We start from the raw sequence: 25,393 nt of genomic DNA, 5'->3' as shown, positions 1-25,393 counted from the left end.
TTCATGCCCAGGATCGACCGTCTTCTGGTGGGAGAGGCCCTGGTGGGCGACGGCAACGAGGTGGCGCACATCGACCTCATCATGGGTCCGCGCGGTTCCTCGGCCGAGATCGCCTTCGTCAACGCCCTCACCAACAACAAGGACGGATTCACCGCGCTGCTCGCTGTGGTCGAGCCCAATCTGATGGTGAAACCCGCCACCGTTCTGTTCAACAAGGTGACGATCAAGGATGCCCGCCAGGCGGTGCAGATGTTCGGGCCGGCGCAATATGCGGTCGCCAAGGCGGTGGCGGACTGCGTGGCGGACGGCATCATCCCCGTGGAAGAGGCCGACGACATCTTCATCTGCGTCGGGGTGTTCATCCACTGGGATGCCAGCGACGATGCGCGCATCCAGGCCTTCAACCACGAGGCAACACGCCTCGCCATCACCCGGGCGGTCAGCGGGGCACCGAGCCCGGTGGAGGCCGTAACGCGCCGTGATACGGCGCGTCACCCGCTCGCTGTTGACTGACCGCAGGACGAGCTACTGTGCGCCGTCGCCGTTCTCCTGCGACAGGTCAAGGGCGAGCCCGCGGGCGAACCAAGCGCCCGTGCCGGCGATTACGGCGCCGGACATGAAGGCCAAGCCGGTCCAATGCGCTGCGGCGAGACCGAGCCCCACCACGAGCCCGGAGAACGAACAGGCCATGGCCACGATCATCACCGAGGCGCGCTCCCGCGCGCCCGCGTCCCGGGCCGCCATGCTTTGCGCGGCCAGCTGGCTATGTGCTGTCAACTGCCCCAGAGGCCCCCCCGCAGGGCCCGCAGAGGGCGGGCGCGACCGACCCTTCGATTGAAATGCCACGATGTTCCTCCCGCGCCGCCGACTGTCCGGCGGTCATTTGGAATGAGAGTAAAGCAGAAAAGCTTCACCTCTTCATCAGGCGGAGACGCTGCTGGCTAAATTTTTCTTGCCGCAGCGTCATTGCACTGCAGCGAAGGTCCGAGTTGTGCCCGAAAAGCGAGCATCAGCATCGCGCCGGCGAACACGATGGCCGCCAGCGCCATGAAACCGACGTCGAAGCGGCCGGTCGCCTCCCGCACGAATCCAACGAGATAGGGCCCGGCGAAGCCGCCGAGGTTGCCCACCGAATTGATGAGCGCGATGCCGGCCGCCGCCGCCGTGCCGCGGAGGAACTGCGGCGGCACGGACCAGAACGGCCCCAGCGACGCATAGATGCCCATGGAGGCGAGCGAGATGGCGGCGATGGCCGCCATGTGCGTGGGCGCCACCACGCTGGCGGCCAGCCCGGCCGCTCCGGCGATGGCCGGAACCGCCACATGCAGCACCCGTTCACCGCGCCGGTCGCTGTGGCGGCCCACGGCGAGCATGGCGAGGGCGCTCAGCGCATAGGGAATGATGAGGATCAGTCCCACCTCGTGGGTGGAATAGCCCATGGCGCGCACGATCTGCGGCAGCCACAGGCCGATGCCATAGAGCCCCACCACGAGGCCGAGATAGACGAGGCCGAGCACGACGACCCGTGCATCCTTCAGCGCCGGCAGCAGAGCCTCGTGGGTGCCGGCGGGATGTGCCTGGTGCGCCGCATCATGGGCGGCATGGTCAGCGGCGAGACGCGCGGCGATGGCGGCCTTCTCCTCAGCCGACAGCCACCGGGCCTGTTCCGGGCCATCCGGCAGCAGGGCGAGCACCACCAGGCCGAGCGCCACCGCCGGCAGGCCCTCGATGATGAACAGCCACTGCCACCCGGCGAGCCCGAGGAGCCCGTGAGTGTCGAGAATCCAGGCCGACAGCGGCGCCCCCAGCGCGCTGGAGATCGGCACCGCCGCCATGAACAGCGCCACGTAGCGCGCCCGCACCGAGAGCGGGAACCAGTAGCCGAGATAGAGGATCATGCCCGGCAGGAAGCCGGCCTCGGCGGCGCCGAGCAGGAAGCGGGCAATGAAGAAGCCGGTCGCGCCCGTCACAAAGGCGGTCGCCGCCGAGATCATGCCCCACGTCACCATGATGCGGCAGATCCACAGCCGCGCGCCCACCTTCTGCAGCACCAGGTTGCTCGGAACCTCGAACAGGAAATAGCCGAAGAAGAAGATGCCGGCGCCCCAGCCATAGACCTCCGGCGAAAGGCCGAGGTCGGCATTCATGGTCAGGGCTGCGAAGCCCACGTTCACGCGGTCGAGGAAGCTGACCACGTAGAGCACCATCATCAGCGGGATCAGCCGCCGGACCGCCTTGGCGAAGGCGCGCGCCTCCACCGTCTGCTTCTCCGCCACCACGCGCCCCTCCCCCTGCTGGCCGGGTTGTGGCGGCGGACACGGCGGGCGTCAACCGCCCGAAGGAGGGACGGCACCTGGGTCCGTTTGACTTTCGTCATGTTGACGTCGCGCGCCGGGTGCGAGGAGATGCACGACTGCAACGCAAAGGGGCTTGCCCATGTTTTCGCTGAAGGGCCAGAAGGCGCTGGTGGTGGGCGTGGCCAACGACCAGTCCATCGCCTGGGGCTGTGCCAAAGCGCTGCACGAGCAGGGGGCGGATGTCGCCATCACCTATCTCAACGAGCGGGCCGAGGCGCACGTCCGCCCGCTCGCCGAAAGCATCGGCGCCGAACTCATCCTGCCCCTCGACGTGAGCGTCCCCGGCCAGCTTGAAGCGGTCTTTGCCGAGATCACGGCCCGCTGGGGTCGGCTCGACACCCTCCTGCACTCCATCGCCTTCTGCCCGAAAGAGGACCTGCACGGCCGGGTGATCGATTGCTCGGCGGAGGGCTTCGCCAAGGCCATGGACGTTTCCGTCCATTCCTTCCTGCGCATGATCCGCCTCGCCGAACCGCTGATGCGCGAAGGCGGCACCTGCATGACCGTCTCGTTCTACGGGGCCGAGAAGGTGGTCGAGCATTACAACATCATGGGCCCGGTGAAATCCGCCCTCGAATCCGTGGTGCGCTATGCGGCGGCGGAAATGGGCGAGAAGCGCATCTCCGTCCATGCCCTCTCCCCCGGCCCGCTGAAGACGCGTGCTGCCTCCGGAATCCAGGACTTCGACGAGTTGCTGAACGAGGCTGCCGAGCGGGCGCCGACCCACCTCCTTGCCTCCATCGAGGATGTGGGGGCTTTCGCCGCCTTCCTCGCCAGCCGCGAGGCCGCCAACGTGACCGGCGGTGTCCACCAGATCGACGGCGGCTACAGCATCATCGGCTAACGACGCCCGGCCTGCCCCAGCGGGACGCTTCCCTCTGCCGGATTCGGGCACTACCCTTGCACCTGCGGGTCCCACCCGCCACGGCCGGACAGCAACGATCCGGCCGCGACAACCGGCGATGGCCGGACGGAGGAACGCTCCAGCGCATCGGCCCGCCTTACGGGCACGCGCGTGCGCATGTCTTCGCCCGGCTTCCGCAAGGAAGGAGAGCGACCCCCATGAATCTCGCAGCCAAGCTCCGCGCCCGCGCGGCCGAAGGCCGGCCGGTGCGCGTCGGCCTCATCGGTGCCGGCAAGTTCGGCTCCATGTTCCTGTCGCAGGTGCGGACGACGGTGGGCATGCACCTGATGGGCATCGCCGACCTCTCCGCCGCCCGGGCGAAGGATGCCCTCGCCAACACCGGCTGGCCGGTGGACGATGCCCTCGCGACCGATTTCGACGACGCCCGCCGCACGGGCCGCACCGTCCTCACCGAGGATGCCGAGGCGCTCATCAAGGCGGACGGCATCGAGGTGATCGTGGACGCCACGGGCAGCCCCGCGGCGGGGCTCAGGCATGCGCTCCTCGCCATCGCCGCGCGGCGCCACATCGTGATGGTGACGGTGGAGGCGGACGTGCTGGCCGGCCCACTCATCGCCCGCAAGGCGGCGGAGGCGGGCGTCGTCTATGCGGCGGCGTATGGCGACCAGCCGGCACTGGTGTGCGAGATGGTGGACTGGGCGCAGGCCTGCGGCTTCACCGTCGTGGCGGCCGGCAAGGGCACGAAATATCTGCCCGCCTACCACGCCTCCACGCCGGATGACGTGTGGCGCAATATCGGCCTTACCCCTGAGCAGGCGGCCATCGGCGGGATGAACCCGCAGATGTTCAACTCCTTCGTGGACGGCACGAAATCCTCCATCGAAATGGCCGCCATCTCCAACGCCACAGGCCTCAAGGCGCCCCGCGACGGGCTTCTCTTCCCGCCCTGCGGCGTGGACGACCTGCCCACCATCCTGCGCCCCCGCGACGCCGGCGGACTGCTGGAGGAAGCCGGGCAGGTGGAGGTGGTGTCCAGCCTGGAGCGGGATGGACGACCGGTGTTCCGGGATCTGCGCTGGGGCGTCTACGTGGTGATCGAGGCCGATCCCTCGGCGCGGGGCGACTATGCCCGCCGCTGCTTCCGCGAATACGGCATGGCCACCGACCCGAGCGGGCGTTACACGGCGCTCTACCGGCCCTACCACATGATCGGGCTGGAACTCGGCATCAGCGTCGCCGCAGCGGCGCTCAGGAACGAGGCGACGGGCGCGCCCATCGGCTTCTTCTCCGACGCCGTGGCCGTGGCGAAGAAGGACCTCGCCTCCGGTGAGATGCTGGATGGCGAGGGCGGCTACACCGTGTGGGGTCGCATCATGCGGGCGGAGGATTCGCTGGCGCGCGGCGCTCTGCCCATCGGCCTCGCCCACAAGGTGCGCCTCACCCGCCCCATAGCCCGCGGCGAGGTGGTCGGCTGGGCGGACGTGGACATCGCCGACAGCGATACCGTGCGCCTGCGCCGGGAGATGGAACGCGCGTTCGCCGCCCCCGCCACGCGCCCCGCAGCAGCCTGAGAGGCAGACATGCCGTCTTCGGCGCGGCGCGAGGCCGCACCGGTTTGGCCCGCCTGCGGCGAATGGGAATATTGATCCAGATCAAATGTCCGGCGAAGGATCGCTAGGTTCCGCACTGCGGGACGAGCCTCGACCCATGCGACCGGACCCTGCCCCATGCGAACCGCCACGCGCGCCGTGCTTCATGTTCCCGTCTTCGGTTGGCTTCTGCGCGATGCCATCTACGGGCTGCCCGATGCGAAGTATTTCTTCATGGCGAACCTCGTATTCGCCTTCGGGTACCTGACCTATTTCTTCGGCTACGCCTTCATCATCATCTATGCGCTGACGGCGACTGCGCTGGCGATGACCGCGCTCATCGTCCTCACCGCCTCCGACATGCTGGCCACCATGGCGAAGCGCAAGGCGGCGCGGCTGGCCCGCGGCAAGTAAGCGGCAAGGCGACAAGCCAGAGGACCGGGTCCGGCCTCAGTTCCCCGCCCAGCGCCAGCGCATGTAGTCCACGGCGAAGGGCGCCATGGCGGGGGTGAGGTCGGCTTCGCTCCTCACCACCGCCACGTCGGCGAGTTCCGGGTTCGCTTCCGCGGCGATGAAGGCGCGGATGCGCGCGGCAAGCACCTCGGCCGGCGCATCGAACACCAGGCGCCCGAGGAGCGCGACGCGCGGTCCATCAAACAGGCCCGTGAAGCCGCCATCCCGAAGGATGTCCGAGGCAGAGAGGCCGGTCTCTTCGGTCAGTTCGCGCAGCATGGAGGCGTGGAGATCCACGCGGCCGTCCGGGGTAATGTCGGAAGGGTCCGGGGTGCCGCCCGGGAAGTAGATGCGGCCGGCGGACGCCGTCTGTGGCCCCATGACGCCCAGCACGAAGCCGCCGTCGGAGCCTTCGATGGCGCCGAGCGCGAAGGCGTTGACCATGCCCTCGTCCTTCCAGCCTTCGTCGCGCCAGAAGGTAAAGGCCGCGAAATCGGTCTGCCGGAAGGCGCCGGAAAGCACGCCGTCCGAAAATCCGTGGCGGGCGAGCAGCAGGATCGGCCCGTTCCACAGATGTGGGTTGTCGGCGGCGCGGCGGGCGAAATGCGCCTCGATCTCCGCCCTGCGCGGCGCCATCTCGGTCCAGCCGCCCGGTTCAAAGGCAAGATCGAGCCGATGGACCGGCGCAATGCGCCGGTCCACGGTCCAGTCCTGACCCCAGCCATCGCTCACGCGGCGGCATCCTTCAGGGTCGGGTAGTCGATGTAGCCCTTGGCGCCGCCGCCATAGAGCGTGTCGCGGTCCAGCTCGTTGAGCGGCGCATCGCGGCGCAGGCGCTCCACCAGGTCGGGATTGGCGATGAACGGCTTGCCGAAGGCCACGAGGTCGGCCTTGCCTTCGCTCAGCACGGCGTTGGCCAGGGCGAGGTCGTAGCCGTTGTTCACCATCCAGGCGCCGCTGTAGCGCTTGCGCAGTTCCTCGAACGAGAAGTCGGGCGCCACATCGCGCGGGCCGCCGGTGGCGCCTTCAACAACGTGGATATAGACCGGGTGGCGCTTCTCCAGCTCGTCGACCACGTAATTGAAGAGCGCCTGCGGGTTGCTCTCCGATACGCCGTTGGCCGGCGATACGGGCGACAGGCGCAGGCCCGTGCGGGCGGCGCCGATCTCGGCGATGATGGCGTCCATCACCTCCAGCAGGAAGCGGGCGCGGTTCTCGATGGAGCCGCCATAGGCGTCCGTGCGCTGGTTGGAACCGTCCTTCAGGAACTGGTCGATGAGATAGCCGTTGGCGCCGTGGACCTCCACGCCGTCGAAGCCAGCCTTGATGGCGTTGGCGGCGGCGCGGCGATAGTCCGCGATGAGGCCGGGGATTTCGGACAGCTCCAGCGCGCGCGGCGCGGAGGTCTCGGCAAAGCCGTTGTTCACGAAGGTCTTGGTGGCCGCGGTGAGCGCGGAAGGCGCCACCGGCGCGCCGCCGTTCGGCTGCAGCGAGGTGTGGGAGACGCGGCCCACGTGCCAGAGCTGAATGAAGATGCGGCCGCCCTTGGCGTGGACCGCATCCGTCACCTTCTTCCAGCCCTCCACCTGGGCGTCGGTATAGATGCCGGGTGTGTCCTGATAGCCCTGGCCCTGCTGGGAAATCTGCGAGGCCTCGGTGATGAGGAGGCCGGCGTCGGCGCGCATGGCGTAATATTGCGGGGCAAGGTCGCTGGGGACGAAGCCGGCGGCGGCGCGGTTTCGAGTCAGGGGTGCCATGACGATGCGGTTGGGAAGCGTCAGATCGCCGAGGCGGAAGGGTTCGAACAGGGACGTCGCGCTCATGAAGGGTGTCCTCTGGCTTGGGGCCGGGAGTGCTGCGATGCGGCAGACATAGGCGCGATCATGCCACTGCCAAGCCCGGGCGTCGGCGAAAGCAGGCTCAAATACGGCCTTCGACCGTGAGTAGTTTCAATGCCACGTATTGGCGATGCTCAATGATGGCGCCTTACCCATTGGCGTCTTTCAAATATGCAGCACGCCCTCGGCGATCACCACCGCGCCGCCGCCGATGGTGGCGCCGGTGACCTGCCCGGCCTTCACCGTGAAGCCGAGATCGACCCGGCTCGGCCGGCCCATCTCGAACCCCTGGTCGATCCGAACCTTGTGATGGCCGTCCACACGGTTCTCCGCGTCCAGCAGCACCCAGGGGAAGGCGGCGGCGGCGGAGCCGGTGGCCGGGTCCTCCTCCGTGCCGAGGCCCGGGGAGAACATGCGGGCACGGAAGTCCGCGTCGCCTTCCTCGTCCAGCGTGTAGAGATAAAGCGCCTCGCCGAAGCCGCCGAGGGAGGCGATGAAGGCGGCTTCGTCCGGCCGCGCGCGGGCAAGCGCCGTCAGATCGGCCAGCGGCACGAACAGGAAGGGCACGCCGGCATTGGCGACGATGGGGCGATGGGCGTCGAAGCCGATGTCGCCCTCGTCCAGGTTCAGCGCTTCGGCGCAGGCGGCGCGGGAGATGTTCACCTCTTCGATCTCCCCCTTGCGCGGCGCGGTGAACACCGCCGATCCCTTGCGCGCGCCGGCCGGCGTCGCGCCCTGCGTCGTCACCTCGCAGGTGATGGTGCCGATCGTCTCCTCGATGCGCAGGGTGCCCGTGGCGAGCTTGTCCTCCAGCGCGAGGAGCACGGCGGCGCCGACCGTGGGGTGGCCGGCGAACGGCATCTCGTGGGCGACGGTGAAGATGCGGATGCGGGCGCGGTTCGCCTTGTTCTTCGGCGGTAGCACGAACACCGTCTCGGAGACGTTGAACTCCCGCGCGATCTGCTGCATGGCGGCATCGTCGAGCCCCTGGGCATCGAGCACCACGGCGAGCGGATTGCCGCCAAAGGGGCGGGTGGTGAACACGTCCAGGGTCACGTACCGGCGCGGCATCTCAGCTCTCGAACGCTACAAGAGCACCCGCGCCCCCACGCCGGCCTCTCTACTCTCTGCCACAATTTAGCCTCAGATCGGCGAGGCCGGGAAGAGCCGCGAGGGGGTCACGAACTCCTCCTGCGCTTCCACCAGCAGCAATTCCCGAGACTGTGCTTTTTCGGTCCGCGACAGCACCCCGTAAATGGAGGATGCGGCAAGGGAAACCGCCTGCGCCGTGGAGCCCGTGCGCAGCACGTGAAAGAAGAACAGCGCGGCGATCGCATCGCCCGCGCCGTTGAGCGAGACGGCGAGGCGCGGCGTGCGCACCAGGAAGCGCCCGTCCGGCCCGGAGGCGAGGAGGTCGATGGAATCGGGTGGCGTCTCGCCCACATGCAGGCTGGTGACGAGGATCACCTTCGGTCCCAGCGCATGCAGCGCATCGCAGGCGGCGATGGCCTCCGGGAGCGTCGCGCAGGTGCGGCCGGTGAGCAGCTCCAGCTCGAACTGGTTGGGGGTGATGACATCGGCGGCGGGCACCGCTTGCTCGCGCATGAATTCCGGGATGCCCGGCCGCACGAAAATGCCGCGGCCCACATCGCCGATCACGGGATCACAGCAATAGGCGGCATTGCGGTTCGCCGCGCGCACCCGCTCCACCGCATCAAGAATGGCGGCGCCGATATCGGCCGAGCCCATGTAGCCGGACAGCACGCCGTCGCAGCGCGACAGCACGCCGCGCTCGGCGATGCCCTCCACCAGATCGCCGATGGCGGCAGCCTCGAACACCTGCCCCCGCCACGCGCCGTAGCCGGTGTGATTGGAAAACTGCACCGTGTTGATGGGCCACACCTCCACGCCCAGCCGCTGCAGCGGGAACACGGCGGACGCATTGCCCACATGGCCGTAGGCGACGTGCGACTGGATGGAGAGGATGTTCATGGGGCGGTTCCGGGGAGCGCTGGAACAGCCGGTTAACCCGATGGAGCGTCCGCCGACAAATGGAATCTGTTGATGCCCCCCCGCGGCCCCGCTGATGTTTCCCCGCGCAACAGCAAGTGACCGGAACCCCATCGTTCGGCCACTGGAAATGCGCCGCGCACAGGACTAAGCCGGGGCGCCGCCGTCCGATGGCGACGCTTTGTGCCGGTGACGCCTTGCCTTCGATCCGACTGCCGCTCCGTTCCCTTTTTGCCGCGTTGATGCTCGGCGGCCTCTTTGCGCCCGCGCACGCCGCCGGCCCCGCCTGCTATCCGCCCCAGGCGCTGGCGGCGAAGCCGGGGGAGGAGATCGTCCGGCCGCACACCGGTGGGCCGGGTCAGTTGCCGGACATCTCGGTGCCCGCGGCGGCGCCCGTGCCGGCCGCCCTGCGCGGTTCCATCCGCCGGGTGGACCTGCCGCCGGGCGTGAAGATGGTGGCCCTCACCTTCGACCTCTGCGAGGCCTCCAGCGAGACCTCGGGCTATGACGGTGCGCTCGTGGATTACCTGCGCAGCGAGGGCGTCGCCGCAACCTTTTTCGCCGGCGGCAAGTGGATGGTGAGCCATCCCGAGCGCGGCGGGCAGCTCACCGCCGATCCCGGCTTCGAGATGGGCAACCATACCTGGTCCCACGCCAACCTCACCGTGAAGACCGGCGAAGCCATGCGCCGGCAGGTGGACGACGCCGACATCGGCCTCGCCCTCGGCCGCAGGCAGGCGGAAGCGAAGGGCTGCATGCTGCCGAAGCCACAGGCCATCAGCCTGTTCCGCTTCCCCTACGGCTCGTGCAGCGCCGAGTCGCTGAACTATGTGAACGACACGGGCCATCTGGCCATCCAGTGGGACGTGGATTCCGGCGATCCCGCCTTCATCGGCGCCAAGGGCATGGCCGACGACATGCTCCGCGGCATCAAGCCCGGCTCCATCGTGCTGATGCACGCCAACGGGCGTGGCAAGCACACGGCCGAGGCGCTGAAGATCCTCATCCCCGCGCTCCGGGCCAAGGGCTACCGTTTCGCCACTGTCGGCCAGCTGCTCGCCGCCGGCACGCCGGTGATCGCCCAGACCTGCTATTCCCTCAAGCCCGGCGACACGCGCATCTATGACGAGGCCGCAAGGACCGGAAAGCGCATCCTGCCGGTGCAGTAGCGCGCGGACACTTTCAACTGGCTTCAGCCTGCGAGCGGCGGCCGGGCCGCTGCACTGGTGCCATTCTCGACCCGGTTGGCGCCTGCACGCTTGGCGCGGTAGAGCGCCGCGTCCGCAAGGTTCAGCAGGGTTGGGCTGTCGTGTTCCCCGACACCGGCGGCGGTGAGAACTCCGAAGCTTGCCGTGACCCTGCAACTGGCGCGGGACGCCTGATGCACGATGTCGAGCCCCTCGATCGCCCGGCGCACCTCTTCCGCCCGCGCCAGGGCCGTTACCTCCGCCGTCTCGGGGAGGATGCAGGCGAACTCCTCCCCACCATAACGGGCGGCCAGCGCCGGCTCGGGCATCGCCGCCGCGAGAACCGACGCCACGCGCCGCAGGCATTCGTCGCCTGCCGGATGGCCATAAAGATCGTTGAAGGCCTTGAAGGAATCGAGATCGAGCAGGATCAGCGACAACGGCTGCCCGGAGGCGGCATGGCGGGCCACCTCGCTGGCCAGCACCGTATCGAAACGCCGTCGGTTGGCGAGTCCCGTCAGGCCATCGGTGTAGCTGAGACGCAGGATGCGCTCGTTCAGACTCCGCAGCTCGGCCTCGGCAGCCTTGCGCGCGGTGATGTCGCGCACGATGGAGCAATTGTAACGGACGCCCTCATATTCAACGAAGTTGACCGTGACCTCGATGGGAACGTCCCTGCCGTTCTTCGCGCGGTTAACAGTCTCGATCTTGAAGGATCCCTTCTCCCCGATCTCCCGCCAATGGTCGCGCCACCTCTGCGGATCGAAGAGGGGGTCGACGTCCCACACCCGCATGCGAGACAGTTCCTCGCTCGTATATCCAAGAAGCCGCGTCGCGGCCGGATTGGTGAAGACGTAGCGCGCATCTTCATCCAGCCAGATGATCATGTCGGTGATGCGCCCCACCGTATATTGCGTGAGAAGCGAACGATGCCGGTTCTGAGCGGCAAGCCTCACGTCTTCAATGGAGATCAGGAACGCCGGCGACGGGTCGGGTGCTGGCCGGATGGTCACATTGGCGTCGCGCAGCGTGCCGTCCGCGCAGCGATAGGCGGCCTCGAACACGGCGCCGTAAGGCTGCGCTGGGCTGCCCAGATAGTGACGCGTCAGGCGACTGCCCTCCGGACACAGGAAGTCCTCGATGGGTCGTCCAGGCCGTGCCGCGCCATGAATGCCGGCCATTGCGGACCAGCCATGGTCGAGATGGCGCACCGTTCCGGCAGCATCGACGGTCAATTGCGCTGATGACGCGGCCTGAAAGTCGGAAATTCGCATCGACACCATGTCCGCCTTTTGCGCATTGACTATAGGGAAAGCGATACTGTGCCTCAACGGATGTCGCAGGCGCCGCGCGGGGGCCATTGCCTTCACCCATTGAGCCCCCGCGCCGACGGGGCCAAGATCGCACCTCCCTCCCTTCGCCCCCCGGAGATGCCCGTTTGACTGCCCCCGACCCCGACGCCCGCCGCTCCGCGCCCGCAACGCTCAAGAACCGCGGCCCAATCGGCGACCTTCTGCTGCCGCTTTTGCCCCGCTCCGGCACCGTGCTGGAAATCGCCAGCGGCACCGGCGAGCATGTGGTTCATTTCGCCCGCCGGGCGCCGCATCTCGTCTTCCAGCCGTCCGATCCCTCCCCCTTCGCCCGCGCCTCCATCGCCGCCTGGACCGCCGCCGAAGGTCTTTCCAACGTGCGCGAGCCCCTCGCCCTCGATGCGGCGGGCGAGGACTGGCCGGTGGGCAAGGTGGATGCCGTCGTCTGCATCAACATGATCCACATCAGCCCGTGGGAAGCGACCGTGGGCCTGATGCGCGGCGCCGGCGCACGCCTCCCGGCGGACGGCATTCTCTTCACCTACGGCGCCTATCTGCGCGACGAGGTCGAGACCGCGCCCAGCAATGTCGCCTTCGATGCGGACCTCAGGCGGCAGGACCCGCGCTTCGGCCTCAGGCACCTCGCCGAGGTTTCGGCGGAGGCCGCGAAGCACGGCCTCGCTCTGGCTCGGGTGGAGGAAATGCCGGCGAACAATCTTTCGCTGGTGTTCCGCAAGGTCGCGACTGTTTCGCCGCGCGGTGTCCCTGTGCCATAGTCGGTGCCGGCGCTTGCCAGAGGCCGGGCCTGATTCTCCGGCCTTTATCCCCGTGGAGGGCTTCCCGAGCGGAGGCGTTGCCGGGGCCCTTCAGCGTTCGAGGGACACACTCGCTCGGGGAGAACCATGGCGCGCGTCGTCGATCCGTTCATCAAGCTGTCCTCGCCCCGCATCTTCCTGGTGCGGATGCTGGTGTTCCTGGCCCTGTGCGCGGCGCTGGCGGCGGTGCTGCACCGGCAGATCGTTGCCGCCTTCCTTAATAATCCCGGGCTGAACGGCGTTATCTTCGGCGTGCTGGCGGTGGGCATCATCCTGTCCATCAGGCAGGTGTCACGCCTGTTTCCGGAGGTGGACTGGGTGAATTCCTTCCGCCTCGCCGATCCCGGCCTCGCGGTGTCGCGCCCGCCGACGCTGCTGGCGCCCATGGCCGCGCTTCTGGGCGAGCGGCTGGGCCGGATGGCCATCTCGCAGGCCACCATGCGCTCCATCCTCGATTCCATCGGCACCCGCCTCGACGAGAGCCGGGACATGGGGCGCTACCTCACCGGCCTGCTCGTGTTCCTCGGCCTGCTCGGCACCTTCTGGGGCCTCTTGGAAACGGTTTCCTCCATCGGCGCGGTCATCGGCGCGCTGCAGGTGGGGCCGGACGTGGGCTCCATCTTCGAGGACATGAAGAGCGGCCTCGCCGCCCCCCTCGGCGGCATGGGCACGGCCTTTTCTTCGTCCCTGTTCGGCCTCTCCGGCTCGCTGGTACTGGGCTTTCTCGACCTTCAGGCCGGGCAGGCGCAGAACCGCTTCTATACGGACCTCGAGGACTGGCTCTCCACCACCGTGCGCGACCTCGATGACGGGCCGCGCGACCGCGCGCTCGCCGCCGATCGCGAAGCCGCCCCGCGCGTGCCGGCCGCTCCGGCGCAGATCGCTGCTGCCGCGCCGCTTGCGCTGCCTCCGCCGGTGCTGGACCTCGATCCATTGGTCTCGGCCATGGGGCGGCTCGAGAAGACCATGACGGAGGCCGGCTCCCAGCGCGTGACCTCCGCTCTGGCGCAGCTTGCCGAGAGCCTGCAGGGCCTCGTCACCCACATGCGCTCGGAACAGGCGCTGCTGAAGCAGATGATCGAGCAGCAGCAGGCCCAGCAGGAGCAGATGCGGCGCCTGCTGGCGCGGGTCGAGGACGACGCCGGTCCGCGGCGCAACTGAGCGGAGGCGGCACCCATGGCCCTCGGAAGGCGCGGCCGCGACCGCCACATCGATTACTGGCCCGGCTTCGTGGACGCCCTGTCCACGCTGCTTCTCGTCTTCACCTTCCTGCTGTCGGTGTTCATCCTCACCCAGTTCTTCCTCACGCAGGAGATGGCGGGCAAGGACGACGTGATGCAGCGCCTTCAGGCGCAGATCCGCCAGTTGACCGACCTCCTCTCCCTGGAGCGGGCCAACATCCAGTCGTCCGAGAGCGAGCTTGCCTCGGTGCGCGCCTCGCTCGAGGCCAGCGAGAGCGAGCGCGACAAGCTGCGCGGGCAGGCCGTCGCGGTGCCCGCCCCTTCCGATACGGGCCGCGCCAACGCTTTGTCCCGCGAACTCGACAGCCAGAAGGACCTCGCCGCTCGCGCCGCGGCGCAGATCGAGCTTCTGAACCAGCAGATCGCGGCCCTGCGCCGGCAGATGGCGGCGCTGGAGGAAGCGCTCAACATCTCCGAGAAGCGCGATCAGGAGAGCCAGGCCAAGATCACCGACCTCGGCCGCCGGCTCAACGTGGCGCTGGCCCAGCGGGTGCAGGAATTGACCCGCTTCCGCTCGGAATTCTTCGGCCGCCTGCGCGACATCCTCGGCAACCGGCCCGACATCCGCGTGGTGGGCGACCGCTTCGTGTTCCAGTCGGAAGTGTTCTTCGACGCCGGATCGGCGGTGATGAAGCCGGAGGCCATCGCCTCCCTCGACAAGCTGGCGGGCGCCATTCTCGACCTCGAGAAGTCCATCCCGCCGGACATCTCCTGGGCTCTGCGCATCGACGGCCACACCGACAACAGGCCCATCTCCAACGCCCAGTTCCCCTCCAACTGGGAGCTCTCGGCGGCGCGCGCCATCGCGGTGGTGCAGTATCTCATCGCCAAGGGGGTCAGCCCCAACCACCTCATCGCCGCCGGCTTCGGTGAATACCAGCCCCTCGACACCGGCACCTCCGACGAGGCCCGCGCCCGCAACCGCCGGATCGAGCTGAAGCTGACGGAGAGGTGACGGCTTTCGCGCCCCCGTCACGGCCAGGCTTGTCCCGGCCATCCAGGTGGCGTGGCCGGGAACACCTTCAGGCATCGTCCCATCGGCCCGACGTGGATACCCGGCACAAGGCCGGGCATGACGACGGTGAGGGGGAATGGCCTCCGTTCCTCACACCCGCGACGGCCCAGCCGTCGCCGTTCCCCGGACAAGCGACGGCGCAGCCGAAGCGCCGATCCGGGGTCCAGCGCAGGACTTCCGCGCAGCGGGGCAATGCCTGAGGGCGGTAGGGTCGGAAGCGCCTGCGGCGGACCGTTGCGCTGGGCCCCGGCTCTCCTTCCCACTGCGCTACGTTCCGTTGCAGTCGGCCGGGGCGCGAGGGTGGTTTGGGCGCGGGGGCTTGCGGATGGGGGAGAAGGTGGCAAGCTGGGGCGGCGCAACATTCGTCCCTTGAAAATACCGAATAACTCTGGCGGCATGCAATAAAGGCTGGCTCCAAATGGCGCACCCAAAACCGTTCCGACGCACATGCCGACAGCTTGCGGATGGAAGCTATGGAAACAATGGAAACTGGATGTACATAACTCACAAAAAATACGCCACGGCACCATCTCAGTACATCCGCGCATTTCTCGTTCTACAAAAAGATCTAAAGGATCTATTTGATTACATAGAGCCCGCAGATATCAACACACCATGTTATTCGTATCGCATACATCAACTATTAATGCGATTTTGCATAGAAATAGAAGCAAATTGCAAGGCAATTCTTATAGAGAATGGCAAGAAAAGCCCCAAAAATTGGACTATGAGAGACTACGAAAAATTAGCTAAAACTCACTTATTGCATGAATACGAAGTACGCCTACCCTTATGGAATGGCCAAAAAGGAACGAGGAAGCCCTTTTCCGCTTGGGGCACCGCTCAGAGCGGGCTTCCATTCTACCAATCATACAACGCCGCAAAACATGATCGCCACAATCATTTTCACTTAGCTAATTTTGATTCTCTGATAGATTCCGCGTGCGCTCTTGTAGCTATAATATCAGCTCAGTTTTATACTCACGACTTTATGCCAGACATACTAAGGACAGGAATTGGAGATCCCACAGACGGATTTGACGTCGCTATTGGGGAACTGTTCCACGTTAAATTTCCGGAATGGCCGCCAGCCGAAAGATATGACTTCGACTGGCGGAGTCTTGAAAAAAATAGCAATGATCCATTTGATGATTTGACGTTTTGAACCATGCGCAAAGAGGGGCTCCCGCCCCTCCCCTCGCATCCCTCACCTCACCTCGAAAACTTCTTGTACTGAATCCGCTTCGGGATCACCGAATCCGTCCCCAGCCGGCGCTTCTTGTCTTCCTCGTAGTCCGCGAAGTTGCCTTCGAACCATTCCACGTGGCTGTCGCCCTCGAAGGCGAGCATGTGGGTGGCGACGCGGTCCAGGAAGAAGCGGTCATGGGAGATGATGACTGCGCAGCCGGCGTAATCCTCCAGCGCCTCTTCCAGGGCGCGCAGGGTGTCCACGTCGAGGTCGTTGGTGGGCTCATCGAGCAGCAGGACGTTGCCGCCGCGCTGGAGCACCTTGGCGAGGTGGACGCGGTTGCGCTCACCGCCGGAGAGCATGCCCACCTTCTTCTGCTGGTCGCCGCCCTTGAAGTTGAAGGCCGCGCAATAGGCGCGCGAGGGGATCTCCTTCTTGCCGACGTAGATCACCTCGTTGCCGTCGGAGATTTCCTCCCACACGGTCTTCTTGTCATCCAGCGCGTCGCGGCTCTGGTCCACATAGCCGAGCTTCACAGAGTCGCCGATGGAGATGGTGCCGCCGTCCGGCTTCTCCTGCCCGGTGATCATGCGGAACAGCGTGGTCTTGCCCGCGCCGTTCGGCCCGATGACGCCGACGATGCCGCCCGGGGGCAGCTTGAAGGAGAGATCGTCGATGAGCATCTTGTCGCCGAACGCCTTGTTCAGGTGATCGAAGGCGATGACGTTCTGCCCCAGCCGCTCGGCCACGGGGATGACGATCTGGGTGGCGGAGGGCTGGCGCTCGGACGCGCGCTGCAGCAGTTCCTCGTAGCGCTGGATACGCGCCTTGTTCTTGGCCTGGCGCGCCTTGGGCGAGGCGCCGATCCACTCCTGCTCGCGGGAGAGGGCGCGCTGGCGGGCCTCGTCCTCGCGGCCCTCCTGCTGGAGGCGCTTCTGCTTCTGGCCGAGCCAGGAGGAATAATTGCCCTCGTAGGGAATGCCGCGGCCGCGATCCAGCTCCAGGATCCAGCCGGTCACGTTGTCGAGGAAGTAGCGATCGTGGGTGACGATCAGGATCGCGCCGGGATAGGTGCGAAGATGCCCTTCCAGCCAGTTCACCGTCTCGGCGTCGAGATGGTTGGTGGGCTCGTCGAGCAGCAGCAATTCCGGCTGCTCCAGCAACAGGCGGCAGAGCGCGACGCGGCGGCGCTCACCGCCCGACAGGCGCGTCACCTCCCAATCGTCCGGCGGGCAGCCCAGCGCGTTCATGGCCTGCTCCACCTTCGAATCGAGATCCCAGAGGCCCTGCGCCTCGATCTCGTCCTGGAGCTGGGTCATCTCGTCCGCGGTCTCGTCCGAGTAGTTCATGGCGAGTTCGTTGTAGCGCTCCAGAATGGCCTTCTGCTTGGCCACCCCGTCCTCAACGTTCTGCCGCACGGTCTTGGTGGGATCGAGCTGCGGCTCCTGCGGCAGGTAGCCCACGCGCACGCCCTCGGCCGGGCGCGCCTCGCCGGTGAAATCCTTGTCGATGCCGGCCATGATGCGCAGCAAAGTGGACTTGCCCGCGCCGTTGTTGCCGAGCACGCCGATCTTGGCGTCCGGGTAGAAAGAGAGGTGCACGTTGTCGAGCACCTTCTTGCCGCCGGCATAGGTCTTGGTCATGCCGTGCATGTGGTAGGCGTACTGATAGGGGGCCATGGGCCGCCATCTCCTGAAAAGGGGTGCGGGAAAGTTGGCGCCGTTCTAGCCTCGCAGGCGAGGCGCGGCAAGGTTTGCGAGACGAAAGCAGCCGGCGCGCTCTGGAGGAAAAGATGGGTTCCGACCACCACCACCACAAGGACTGGCGCACCGACGGCGTGCAGGTGATCCCCGGCGACAGCCTCGATCCCAACACCGCCCAGACCCCCGGCATGAACCGCGCCACCGCCATCAACCGCGCCCGCGCCGGCGCCGAAAAGATCTGGGCCGGCACCGTCCACATCCATCCGGATGCCAAGACAGGCGCCCACCACCACGGCGACCTCGAAAGCGTCATCTACGTGGTCAAAGGCCGCGCCCGCATGCGCTGGGGCGAGAATCTGGAGTTCGTGGCCGAAGCCGGGCCCGGCGACTTCATCTTCGTGCCGCCCTACGTGCCCCACCAGGAGATCAACGCTTCAGCCGACGAGACGCTGGAATGCGTGCTGGTGCGCTCCGGCCAGGACCCGGTGGTGGTGAATCTCGACATCGAGCCGGTGGAGAAGCCGGAAGCGGTCAAGTGGATCGACCCGATCCATCGGGAGTGAACGCGCGGGCGGCCTTCTGCTGCAAGGCTTTGCGGCGGGGCCGCGGCCAAGCCATCCACAGGCCGGCGGAGAAAGAATGCAAAGGGGTGTTGCATTCGCCGCCGGCATTTTCTATAGAACCGCACCTGCCGCCGACACATTGTCTCGCCGGCAAATGGATGCGGGTGTAGCTCAGGGGTAGAGCACAACCTTGCCAAGGTTGGGGTCGAGGGTTCGAATCCCTTCGCCCGCTCCAGTTTCTCTCAGAAAAATCAAAGACTTTCAGCGATGCCGCCGTCGGGCGGCGGTCTGCTGATTTGGCCTGTTAGGCACCTGTGAGGCACGCGAAGAAAATTGGGCTTTTTGGAACGCGCAGGCACATCGGCCGGGCGCCCTTCCGACCGATCTGAACGCGCCCGGCCTGACGAGAGCTTCCCGCTCGCGTTCGTCAATGCCGCCCACGAAGCCCCAGCTCCTCCTGCGGAGGGGCGATTTCAATCGGCTGGATCGATTTGCCCTGAAGCTGCTGGACGAGGATCGTAAGCGGGTTCTCCGCGTCGCCCTTCAGGGTGACCCTCCCGCCTCGCGGTGTAGTTGGCGGCAATGCCGGCTGCGGCCTTCTCCGCGCGGAGGATGGCTTCGAGGTTGGCGATGCGCATCAAGTCGGCGGAGCGGTGCTTGCCCGCTGACCACGATGTGGGCGCAAAGGAAATTCATTCCGCAGCGGCAATCCACCCTCCTCCAAATTTTGGAGGAAGCTCCGTATCGCGGTGCGGCCAGCGCCTACCCCTTCGGGAATAATACATTTAATATCAACTAGTTATAAATTGGCATCCGGCTTGCGTTGGGAAGGGGCGCGCAGTTTGGAGGCCAAATGCAACTTCACTTCGCTCTCGATTTTGACGGCACCATCAGCCCCGTCGACACCACGGATCTTCTCCTCGCCGCATTCGCGGACTGCAGCTGGCAGGAAATCGAAGGCGACTGGCGCGCCGGCCGCATCGGCTCGAGGGAATGCCTGTCGCGGCAGGTCACCCTGCTGGAGGCGCCCCGCTCCACTCTGTGCTCGGCGCTCGCCGACGTGAAGCTCGATCCGCACTTCGTCGCCTTCGTCACCCGGGCCTGGCTGTGCGGTGCCACTGTCTCCGTGGTGTCCGACGGGTTCGACCTCGCCATCATCCACCTATTGCACGCCAACGGCATCGACCTGCCGGTCACCAGCAACCAGCTGGTGGAAGACGGCTATGGACGCTGGCGGGCGGTCTTTTCCAACCGCGGCGAACAATGCCCGAGCGGGACCTGCAAGTGCGCTGCGGTCCCGGCGGATCGCCGGGTGGTGCTGGTCGGGGACGGACGCTCCGACTTCTGCCTCGCCCGCCGCGCCGACTTCGTGCTGGCCAAGGGCGAGCTGGCCACCTTCTGCGCCGCCGAGGGCATCCCCCACCGGGCCATTTCCGGTTTCGCCGACGCCCTCGCCTTCCTGGAACCGCTGCGGGCCCGCCGCGCCGCCTCTCCCTCCCGCCTCACCTTCGAGGATGTTCATGCTTGATCGCCAGACCGAAATCTCCACCGCCGCCGCCGAGCGTCTCCGCCTCCGCGACATGGAGGAGACCTATTGCTCCCACGGGGATACGGTCCATTACACGGAAGAGCCGAAGATTTTCGAGCGGTGCGAGGGGTCATTCATCTATGATGACGAGGACCGCGCCTTCCTTGATCTTCAGATGTGGTATTCGGCGGTCAATTTCGGCTATGCCAATCCGCGCCTGAACGAGGCCATGCGCCGCCAGCTCGACCGTCTGCCGCAGGTGGCGAGCCAGTATCTGCACCGCGAGAAGATCGAGCTCGCCGCCGAGATCGCCGAAGGCGCCATGGCCCGCTTCGGGCACAAGGGGCGGGTGCATTTCAACGTGGGTGGCGCGCAGGCCATCGAGGATTCCCTCAAGCTGGTGCGCAACGCCTGCGGCGGCAAGAGCCTGATGTTCGCCTTCGAAGGCGGCTATCACGGCCGCACGCTGGGCGCCTCGGCCATCACCTCGTCCTACCGCTATCGCCGCCGCTTCGGGCATTTCGGCGAGCGCGCCCATTTCATTCCCTTCCCCTATCATTTCCGCGGTCCGCGCGGCATGACCAAGGAGGAATACGGCCACCATTGCGTGCAGCAGTTCGCCCGCCTGTTCGAGAGCGAATACAACGGGGTGTGGGACCCCAAGGCCGGCAAGTGCGAATACGCCGCCTTCTACGTGGAGCCGATCCAGGGCACCGGCGGCTATGTCATCCCGCCCTCGAACTTCTTCCCGGAGCTGAAGGAGGTGCTCGACCGCCACGGCATCCTGCTGGTGGTGGACGAGATCCAGATGGGCTTCTACCGCACCGGCAAATTGTGGTCGATCGAGCATTTCGGCGTGGCGCCGGACATCATCGTGTTCGGCAAGGCCCTCACCAACGGGCTCAACCCCCTTTCCGGCCTGTGGGCGCGCGAGGCGCTGATCAATCCGCAGGCGTTTCCCCCCGGCTCCACCCATTCCACCTTCAATGCCAATCCCCTTGGGACCGCGGTGGCGCTGGAAGCCATGCGCATGATGCAGGAGGAGGATTTCGCCACCTCCGTGGCCGAGAAGGGCGCGCATTTTCTCGACGGCCTGAAGGAGCTGAAGGCGAAGCACGCCATCGTCGGCGACGTGGACGGCCTCGGCCTCGCCCTGCGGGTGGAGATTTGCGAGCCGCACGACAGCTTCACCCCCTCCAAGGCCATCGTCGACCGGATGGTGGACGAGGCGCTGAAGGGCGATCTCGTCCATGGCGGCGAGCGCTTCGGGCTGGTGCTGGACATCGGCGGCTACCACAAGAACGTCATCACGCTGGCGCCGTCGCTGACCATCAGCCACGCCGAGATTGACCTCGCCTTGGCGCTGATGGACCAGCTGTTCGCCCGCGTGACGCCGCGGTGAGCGCCATGCGCATCAAGGTCATCGATCTGGACGGCGCGCTCACGGTGCAGGACGAGGTCATGGCCGGTCTGCCCGGCTGCGACGCCGACCTGTACATCGCCCGCGACCTTGCACCCCGGCTTCGCCTTCTGGCGGGCCGGAGCGCGCTCAGGACGCTGGCCGACCGGCTCGGCCCGCCGACGCGCGGGGAGATATGCTTCTACGGCTCGGGCGACTTCCATCACCTGAGCCACCTTCTGGTGTCGCGCTTCGATCAGCCGGTCAGCGTGGTGCATTTCGACAACCATCCGGACTGGACACGCTTTCCCCGCACGCTCAATTGCGGCTCGTGGGTGAGTCGCCTTCTGGAACAGCGGAATGTCGCGCGCGTGGTCACGCTGGGCCCGTGCAGCTCCGACCTCAGCGCGCCCCAGCTGAAGGGCGCGGATCTGCCGGTCCTGCGCTCCGGCCGCCTTCAGATGCATCCGCTGGCGTCCGGCGCCACCTTCTATGCCGGGCCCGGCTTCGAGGCTGCCGGCATGCGCGGGGCGGCGGGGATCGCGGCCGAAGGCCTGCGCTGGGACGGCCTCGAGGACGGCGATTTCGCGGAGCGGATGGCGACCATCGCCGCCGATCTGCCGCACACGCCGCTCTGGATCACCCTCGACAAGGATGTGCTCGGCCCGGACGAGGCGGTGACCAACTGGGATCAGGGCCGGTTCCCGCTCCATCGGGTTTTGGAGGCCATCTCCGTGTTCGCCCAGCATCGCCCGGTGCTCGGCATGGACGTCTGCGGCGATTACTCGCCGGACGGCGACAACGGCGCGCTCCGCGCCCTTTGCGCCTATCTGGACCGCGACCAAAGGCGCGATCCCCACGGCAATGCCATCGCCGTCAACGGCGGCACCAACGGCCGCATCCTCCGGCACATGGGGAACATTCTGCAATGAGCGTGTCCCTCGTGGCTTTGTTCGCCGCCTCCGTCGCCTGCGACGTGGCGGGGCAGTTGGCTTTCAAGCGCGGCGCCGACCACCTTCCGGCCGTCAGCGCCGGCGCGGGGCGCTTCGCCCTGAGGCTGATGGCCGAGCCATGGCTGATCGCGGGACTGATGATCTACGCCATCGAGTTCCTGGTGTGGACGCGCATCCTCGCGCTGGTGCCGCTCGCCATCGCCTTTCCCGTCGCCAGCCTCAACATCCTCGGCGTCACGGTGGCGAGCCGCCTGTGGCTCGGCGAGCGGATCGCGCCGCGGCAATACGCCGGAGCCGCCCTCGTCACCGCCGGTGTCGCCCTCGTCGCATCCAGCCTGTGAGAAACCCCATGCCTCTCGACCGCAGCATCATGATCGAGGGCGGCCCCGTCGGGGTGCTGCTCATCCACGGCCTCGGCGGCACCCCGGTGGAACTGCGCGACGTGGCGCGGCGGCTCGCCGCCACCGGCGCCACCGTGCTGTGCTGCCAGCTCGCCGGCCATTGCGGCACCGAGGCGGAGCTGGCGGCGACGACGATCGAGGACTGGTACGCCAGCGCCGAAGCCGCCCTCGCGACACTGGAGGCGCGCTGCGCCAAGGTGATCGTGGGCGGCCTCTCCATGGGCGCGCTGCTCGCCGCTTTGCTCGCCGCGCGCAATCCCGAGAGCGTGGACGGCGTGGTGATGCTGGCGCCGACCCTGCGCTATGATGGCTGGTCCATCCCCCGCTACGGCTTCCTGCTGCGCCTGCTCATCAACACGCCGCTGGGCCGGCGCTATCGCTTCGTGGAGCGCGAGCCCTATGGCCTGAAGGACGAGCGCATCCGCAGCGTGATCGTGCGCGCCATGCGGCTGGGCGATACCGATGCCGGCAGCCTCGGCACGCCCTCCGCCGCCTTGCAGCAGCTGTGGCGACTGGTGGCGGTGCTGAAGCCCCAGCTCGGCAGCATTCGCCAGCCCGTGTTCATCGCCCATGCCCGCCACGACGATGTGGCGAGCTTCGACAACGCCGTGCTGCTGCAACGCCGGCTCGGCGGGACGGTGGAGTGCCTGGTCCTCGACGACAGCTACCACCTCGTGACCCTCGACCGGCAACGCCATCTGGTCACCGACCGGATCTCGGCCTTTATCCAAGGCGTGGTGGCGGCACCGCAGCGTCAACCCGCACGTGAGCCGCGCCTCGCGCCAGCCGGCCGTGCCGAACGGCAGGCGCTCCACACACAGCCGCCCCACACGCAGCCTCCCCAGGGACAGGTGGCGCATGTCGCATGATGCCCTGGTCGGCGACTGGCCCGGGGAAACGGCCCGCGCGCCGGTTGCCCCGCTTATCCGCACGGTGTCCGGCATGGCCGGCATCGATGCCACGGCCTGGAAGGCCGCCCGCCCGCCCGAAAGCGAGGGGTGGGCCTATCTCGCGGCCTGCGAGACCTCACCGCCGGCCGCCCTTGAGCTGGCGGCGGTCAGCGTGGGCGACCGCGCGGGTCTTGCCGCGGCGGCCCCGCTGTTCGCGCTGAAATACCGGCTCGACACCCCGCTGCAGGACGGACCTCTGGCCGCCTTTTGCGATCGCCTCGCCCGCCGCGTGCCCGGTCTCCTGGAATGGCGGATGCTCGGCGTCGGCTCGACCTTCACCGACGCCTGCCCGGTGGCGCTGAACCCGCGCCTGTGCGAGGCCGGCCGGGCGGAGGCCGTCGCCAGCCTCATCGCCGCCGTGGAAGCGGAGGCGACGGGGCGCGGTGCCGGGCTCGTGGTGTTCAAGGACCTCGCGCCGCGCGAGCTGGCGCAGCTGGCACCGCATCTGGCTGCCGCCCGCTACTTCGCGGTGGAGAGCCTGCCCGTCGCCGTGCTGGACCTCGACGGCACGAGCGATCTCGATGGCTACCTCGCCCGCCTCTCGCCGGCCACCCGCAAGGATCTCCGGCGCAAGCTCAAGCGGGCCGAGCGGGTGGAGGTGGAATGGCGGACCTCCCTCGCCGGCATGGAAGGAGAGGTGCGCGCGCTCTATGAGGCCACCCGCGCCCGCAGCCAGGTGCGCTATGGCGATTTCGAGGATTTGCCGGACGGCTATTTCGAAACCGTGTCGCGGGCGCTCGGCACCGATGCGGTCTTCGCCTGCTATCGGGTGAACGGGCAGCTCGCCGCCTTCAACCTTCTGTTCGTCGAGCCCGACCGGGTGATCGACAAGTTCCTCGGCATGGCCTATCCGCTCGGCCCCGCGCACGATCTCTACGCCCTGAGCTGGCTGGAAAACGTGCGCTTCTGCCAGCGCATCGGCAGGCGCTACCTGCAGACTGGGCAGACCGCCTATGCGTCCAAGCTGCGCTTCGGCAGCGCGCTGGAGCCGCGCACGCATCTGGTGAAGCATCGCAACCGGGCGCTCCACGCCGTCCTGCGCCTCGCCGCACCGCTATTGGCCTTCCCGCGCTGGGACCCCGACCTGCGACGGCTGGGCAGGGAGGGCGCGCGATGACGCCGCGTCCCGCCACCGTCGCGACCCTCACCCTCGTCGGCGTGTTCCTCGCCGTGGACACCGCGACCCAGCTCGCCTTCAAGGCCGCCGCCGAGGCCATCGGCGACATTCCGCTGGGGCTGGACTTCCTCGCCGCCGCGGCCGGAACCGCGTTCGCGTGGCTGGCGGTCGGCCTTTACCTTGCGACCTACGTGCTGTGGATGCTCGTGCTGCGCGATACCGCCCTCAGCCGTGCCTTCCCCCTGACGGCGCTGAGCTATGTGAGCGTGCCGTTGTTCGCCTGGCTCGCGTTCGGCGAGGCGGTGGACGCCCGCACCGCCGCCGGCATCGCCCTCATCCTCGTGGGTGTGGCGCTCGTCGGCCATGGCGAAGACGCCGAAACGGAGGCCGATGCCGTTGCGAAACCGGAGCTGACCCCATGCGAAACCTGATCGCCGGCCTCCTCACGCTGGGTCTGGTGACCCCGGCCTGTGCCGCGCCGGACGTCACCGGCATCTGGATGACCGAGGATGGCGAGGGCGCCATTGAGATCGCACCGTGCGGCGAGAAGCTCTGCGGACACATCGTGTGGCTGAAGTCCCCGCTGGACGAGCAGGCGCAGCCCGTGCGCGACGAGAACAATGCCGACCTCTCCCTGCGGGATCGCTCCCTTTGCGGCATGGAGGTGCTGTCCGGCGTCGCGCCGGGCGGTGACGGCTGGGAAGGCGGCTGGATCTACGATCCGGAGGCCGGCGCGCGTTATTCCGTGGCCATCGCGCCGGACGGGAGCGACGCCATCGTCGTGACAGGTTTCATTGGGATCAAGACGTTCGGCCGCGCCCTCCATTGGCACCGCGCGGCCGCCACGCTGAAACGCTGCGACGCCGCGCCCACCCAGAAGGCCAGCGCCGGGAACAAGAGGTCCTAGGAC

Annotated in this window: 26 protein-coding genes and 1 tRNA gene; 19 read left to right on the top strand and 8 right to left on the bottom strand. The window is 67.3% G+C overall.

The annotated features are described in order from the left end of the window. Positions 1–3: 3 nt before the first annotated feature. Positions 4–513: a formaldehyde-activating enzyme gene (gene fae, locus ACT535_RS22415; RefSeq protein WP_476366093.1), complete on the top strand. Its 510-nt coding sequence runs from the start codon at positions 4–6 to the stop codon at positions 511–513. A 12-nt stretch (positions 514–525) separates the two neighbouring features. On the opposite strand, the gene ACT535_RS22410 is transcribed toward fae, so the two are convergent. After that, positions 526–777, bottom strand: a complete 252-nt coding sequence (locus ACT535_RS22410) for a hypothetical protein (protein WP_476366092.1) — start codon at positions 775–777, stop codon at positions 526–528. A gap of 164 nt (positions 778–941) precedes the next feature. Next, positions 942–2,279: an MFS transporter gene (locus ACT535_RS22405; RefSeq protein WP_476366091.1), complete on the bottom strand. Its 1,338-nt coding sequence runs from the start codon at positions 2,277–2,279 to the stop codon at positions 942–944. Between the two features lie 157 nt (positions 2,280–2,436). Between ACT535_RS22405 and fabI the strand changes: the two genes are divergently transcribed. The 3 genes from fabI (at position 2,437) to ACT535_RS22390 (ending at position 5,225) form a co-directional block, all read left to right on the top strand. Further along, positions 2,437–3,201, top strand: coding sequence for an enoyl-ACP reductase FabI (gene fabI, locus ACT535_RS22400; RefSeq protein WP_476366090.1), 765 nt, complete (start codon positions 2,437–2,439; stop codon positions 3,199–3,201). A gap of 218 nt (positions 3,202–3,419) precedes the next feature. After that, a complete protein-coding gene (locus tag ACT535_RS22395) occupies positions 3,420–4,793 on the top strand; it encodes an NAD(P)H-dependent oxidoreductase (RefSeq protein ID WP_476366089.1) in 1,374 nt (457 codons plus the stop codon). 156 nt (positions 4,794–4,949) lie between these two features. Beyond that, positions 4,950–5,225 carry a hypothetical protein gene (locus ACT535_RS22390; RefSeq protein WP_168462028.1) on the top strand — a complete coding sequence of 92 codons (276 nt, stop codon included), beginning with the start codon at positions 4,950–4,952 and terminating at the stop codon, positions 5,223–5,225. Positions 5,226–5,261: 36 nt separating this feature from the next. Here the strand turns inward: ACT535_RS22390 and ACT535_RS22385 are convergent, their stop codons facing one another. From ACT535_RS22385 to pdxY, 4 genes are all read right to left on the bottom strand, one after another. Then, positions 5,262–5,996, bottom strand: coding sequence for an NUDIX hydrolase (locus ACT535_RS22385; protein ID WP_168462029.1), 735 nt, complete (start codon positions 5,994–5,996; stop codon positions 5,262–5,264). After that, a complete protein-coding gene (locus ACT535_RS22380; RefSeq protein ID WP_476366088.1) occupies positions 5,993–7,087 on the bottom strand; it encodes an alkene reductase in 1,095 nt (364 codons plus the stop codon). The genes ACT535_RS22385 and ACT535_RS22380 overlap by 4 nt, the downstream gene beginning before the upstream one ends. Positions 7,088–7,267: 180 nt before the next feature. Continuing rightward, positions 7,268–8,173: a PhzF family phenazine biosynthesis protein gene (locus ACT535_RS22375; protein ID WP_168462031.1), complete on the bottom strand. Its 906-nt coding sequence runs from the start codon at positions 8,171–8,173 to the stop codon at positions 7,268–7,270. A gap of 72 nt (positions 8,174–8,245) precedes the next feature. Continuing rightward, on the bottom strand, positions 8,246–9,094 hold the full coding sequence (gene pdxY / locus ACT535_RS22370; RefSeq protein WP_476366087.1) for a pyridoxal kinase PdxY: 849 nt from the start codon (positions 9,092–9,094) through the stop codon (positions 8,246–8,248). Positions 9,095–9,309: 215 nt separating this feature from the next. Between pdxY and ACT535_RS22365 the strand changes: the two genes are divergently transcribed. Continuing rightward, positions 9,310–10,281 (top strand): polysaccharide deacetylase family protein, encoded by a 972-nt coding sequence (locus ACT535_RS22365; protein WP_476366086.1) that lies wholly within the window; start codon positions 9,310–9,312, stop codon positions 10,279–10,281. A gap of 23 nt (positions 10,282–10,304) precedes the next feature. Here the strand turns inward: ACT535_RS22365 and ACT535_RS22360 are convergent, their stop codons facing one another. Further along, positions 10,305–11,582, bottom strand: coding sequence for a sensor domain-containing diguanylate cyclase (locus ACT535_RS22360; RefSeq protein ID WP_476366085.1), 1,278 nt, complete (start codon positions 11,580–11,582; stop codon positions 10,305–10,307). Between the two features lie 155 nt (positions 11,583–11,737). Between ACT535_RS22360 and ACT535_RS22355 the strand changes: the two genes are divergently transcribed. The 4 genes from ACT535_RS22355 (at position 11,738) to ACT535_RS22340 (ending at position 15,845) form a co-directional block, all read left to right on the top strand. Beyond that, positions 11,738–12,385, top strand: a complete 648-nt coding sequence (locus ACT535_RS22355; RefSeq protein ID WP_168462034.1) for a DUF938 domain-containing protein — start codon at positions 11,738–11,740, stop codon at positions 12,383–12,385. A gap of 126 nt (positions 12,386–12,511) precedes the next feature. Beyond that, complete coding sequence (locus ACT535_RS22350) at positions 12,512–13,585, top strand: flagellar motor protein MotA (protein ID WP_476328690.1); 1,074 nt, start codon at positions 12,512–12,514, stop codon at positions 13,583–13,585. Between the two features lie 15 nt (positions 13,586–13,600). Continuing rightward, a complete protein-coding gene (locus ACT535_RS22345) occupies positions 13,601–14,620 on the top strand; it encodes a peptidoglycan -binding protein (RefSeq protein ID WP_476328692.1) in 1,020 nt (339 codons plus the stop codon). A gap of 553 nt (positions 14,621–15,173) precedes the next feature. Then, complete coding sequence (locus ACT535_RS22340) at positions 15,174–15,845, top strand: hypothetical protein (protein ID WP_476366084.1); 672 nt, start codon at positions 15,174–15,176, stop codon at positions 15,843–15,845. A gap of 47 nt (positions 15,846–15,892) precedes the next feature. Here ACT535_RS22340 and ettA read toward each other — a convergent pair whose 3' ends face one another. Continuing rightward, complete coding sequence (gene ettA, locus ACT535_RS22335) at positions 15,893–17,548, bottom strand: energy-dependent translational throttle protein EttA (protein ID WP_168462037.1); 1,656 nt, start codon at positions 17,546–17,548, stop codon at positions 15,893–15,895. Positions 17,549–17,661: 113 nt separating this feature from the next. Here ettA and ACT535_RS22330 point away from each other — a divergent pair, with 113 nt between their 5' ends. The 10 genes from ACT535_RS22330 to ACT535_RS22285 all read left to right on the top strand — a co-directional run bounded on the left by ACT535_RS22330 (position 17,662) and on the right by ACT535_RS22285 (position 25,390). Further along, positions 17,662–18,135, top strand: coding sequence for a cupin domain-containing protein (locus tag ACT535_RS22330; RefSeq protein WP_168462038.1), 474 nt, complete (start codon positions 17,662–17,664; stop codon positions 18,133–18,135). A 160-nt stretch (positions 18,136–18,295) separates the two neighbouring features. Next, positions 18,296–18,370, top strand: a tRNA-Gly gene (locus ACT535_RS22325). 618 nt (positions 18,371–18,988) lie between these two features. Beyond that, positions 18,989–19,663 (top strand): HAD-IB family phosphatase, encoded by a 675-nt coding sequence (locus ACT535_RS22320; RefSeq protein ID WP_476366083.1) that lies wholly within the window; start codon positions 18,989–18,991, stop codon positions 19,661–19,663. Next, positions 19,656–21,065, top strand: coding sequence for an aspartate aminotransferase family protein (locus ACT535_RS22315; protein WP_476366082.1), 1,410 nt, complete (start codon positions 19,656–19,658; stop codon positions 21,063–21,065). The genes ACT535_RS22320 and ACT535_RS22315 overlap by 8 nt, the downstream gene beginning before the upstream one ends. Positions 21,066–21,070: 5 nt before the next feature. After that, positions 21,071–21,994, top strand: coding sequence for an arginase family protein (locus ACT535_RS22310; RefSeq protein ID WP_168462041.1), 924 nt, complete (start codon positions 21,071–21,073; stop codon positions 21,992–21,994). Next, complete coding sequence (locus ACT535_RS22305) at positions 21,991–22,356, top strand: EamA family transporter (protein WP_476366081.1); 366 nt, start codon at positions 21,991–21,993, stop codon at positions 22,354–22,356. The genes ACT535_RS22310 and ACT535_RS22305 overlap by 4 nt, the downstream gene beginning before the upstream one ends. A gap of 8 nt (positions 22,357–22,364) precedes the next feature. Continuing rightward, positions 22,365–23,285 (top strand): alpha/beta hydrolase, encoded by a 921-nt coding sequence (locus tag ACT535_RS22300; RefSeq protein WP_476366080.1) that lies wholly within the window; start codon positions 22,365–22,367, stop codon positions 23,283–23,285. After that, the gene (locus ACT535_RS22295; RefSeq protein WP_476366079.1) at positions 23,275–24,483 is read left to right on the top strand and encodes a GNAT family N-acetyltransferase; all 1,209 of its coding nucleotides are present in this window, start codon (positions 23,275–23,277) and stop codon (positions 24,481–24,483) included. Before ACT535_RS22300 ends, ACT535_RS22295 begins: the two co-directional genes overlap by 11 nt. Continuing rightward, complete coding sequence (locus tag ACT535_RS22290; protein ID WP_168462045.1) at positions 24,480–24,914, top strand: EamA family transporter; 435 nt, start codon at positions 24,480–24,482, stop codon at positions 24,912–24,914. Before ACT535_RS22295 ends, ACT535_RS22290 begins: the two co-directional genes overlap by 4 nt. Beyond that, positions 24,902–25,390, top strand: a complete 489-nt coding sequence (locus tag ACT535_RS22285; protein WP_168462046.1) for a DUF2147 domain-containing protein — start codon at positions 24,902–24,904, stop codon at positions 25,388–25,390. The genes ACT535_RS22290 and ACT535_RS22285 overlap by 13 nt, the downstream gene beginning before the upstream one ends. Positions 25,391–25,393: the final 3 nt, after the last annotated feature.

It is taken from the genome of Xanthobacter sp. DMC12, assembly GCF_056314105.1.
Note: the sequence above shows the minus strand (reverse complement) of the source record. Positions and strands in the feature narration are given on the sequence as shown.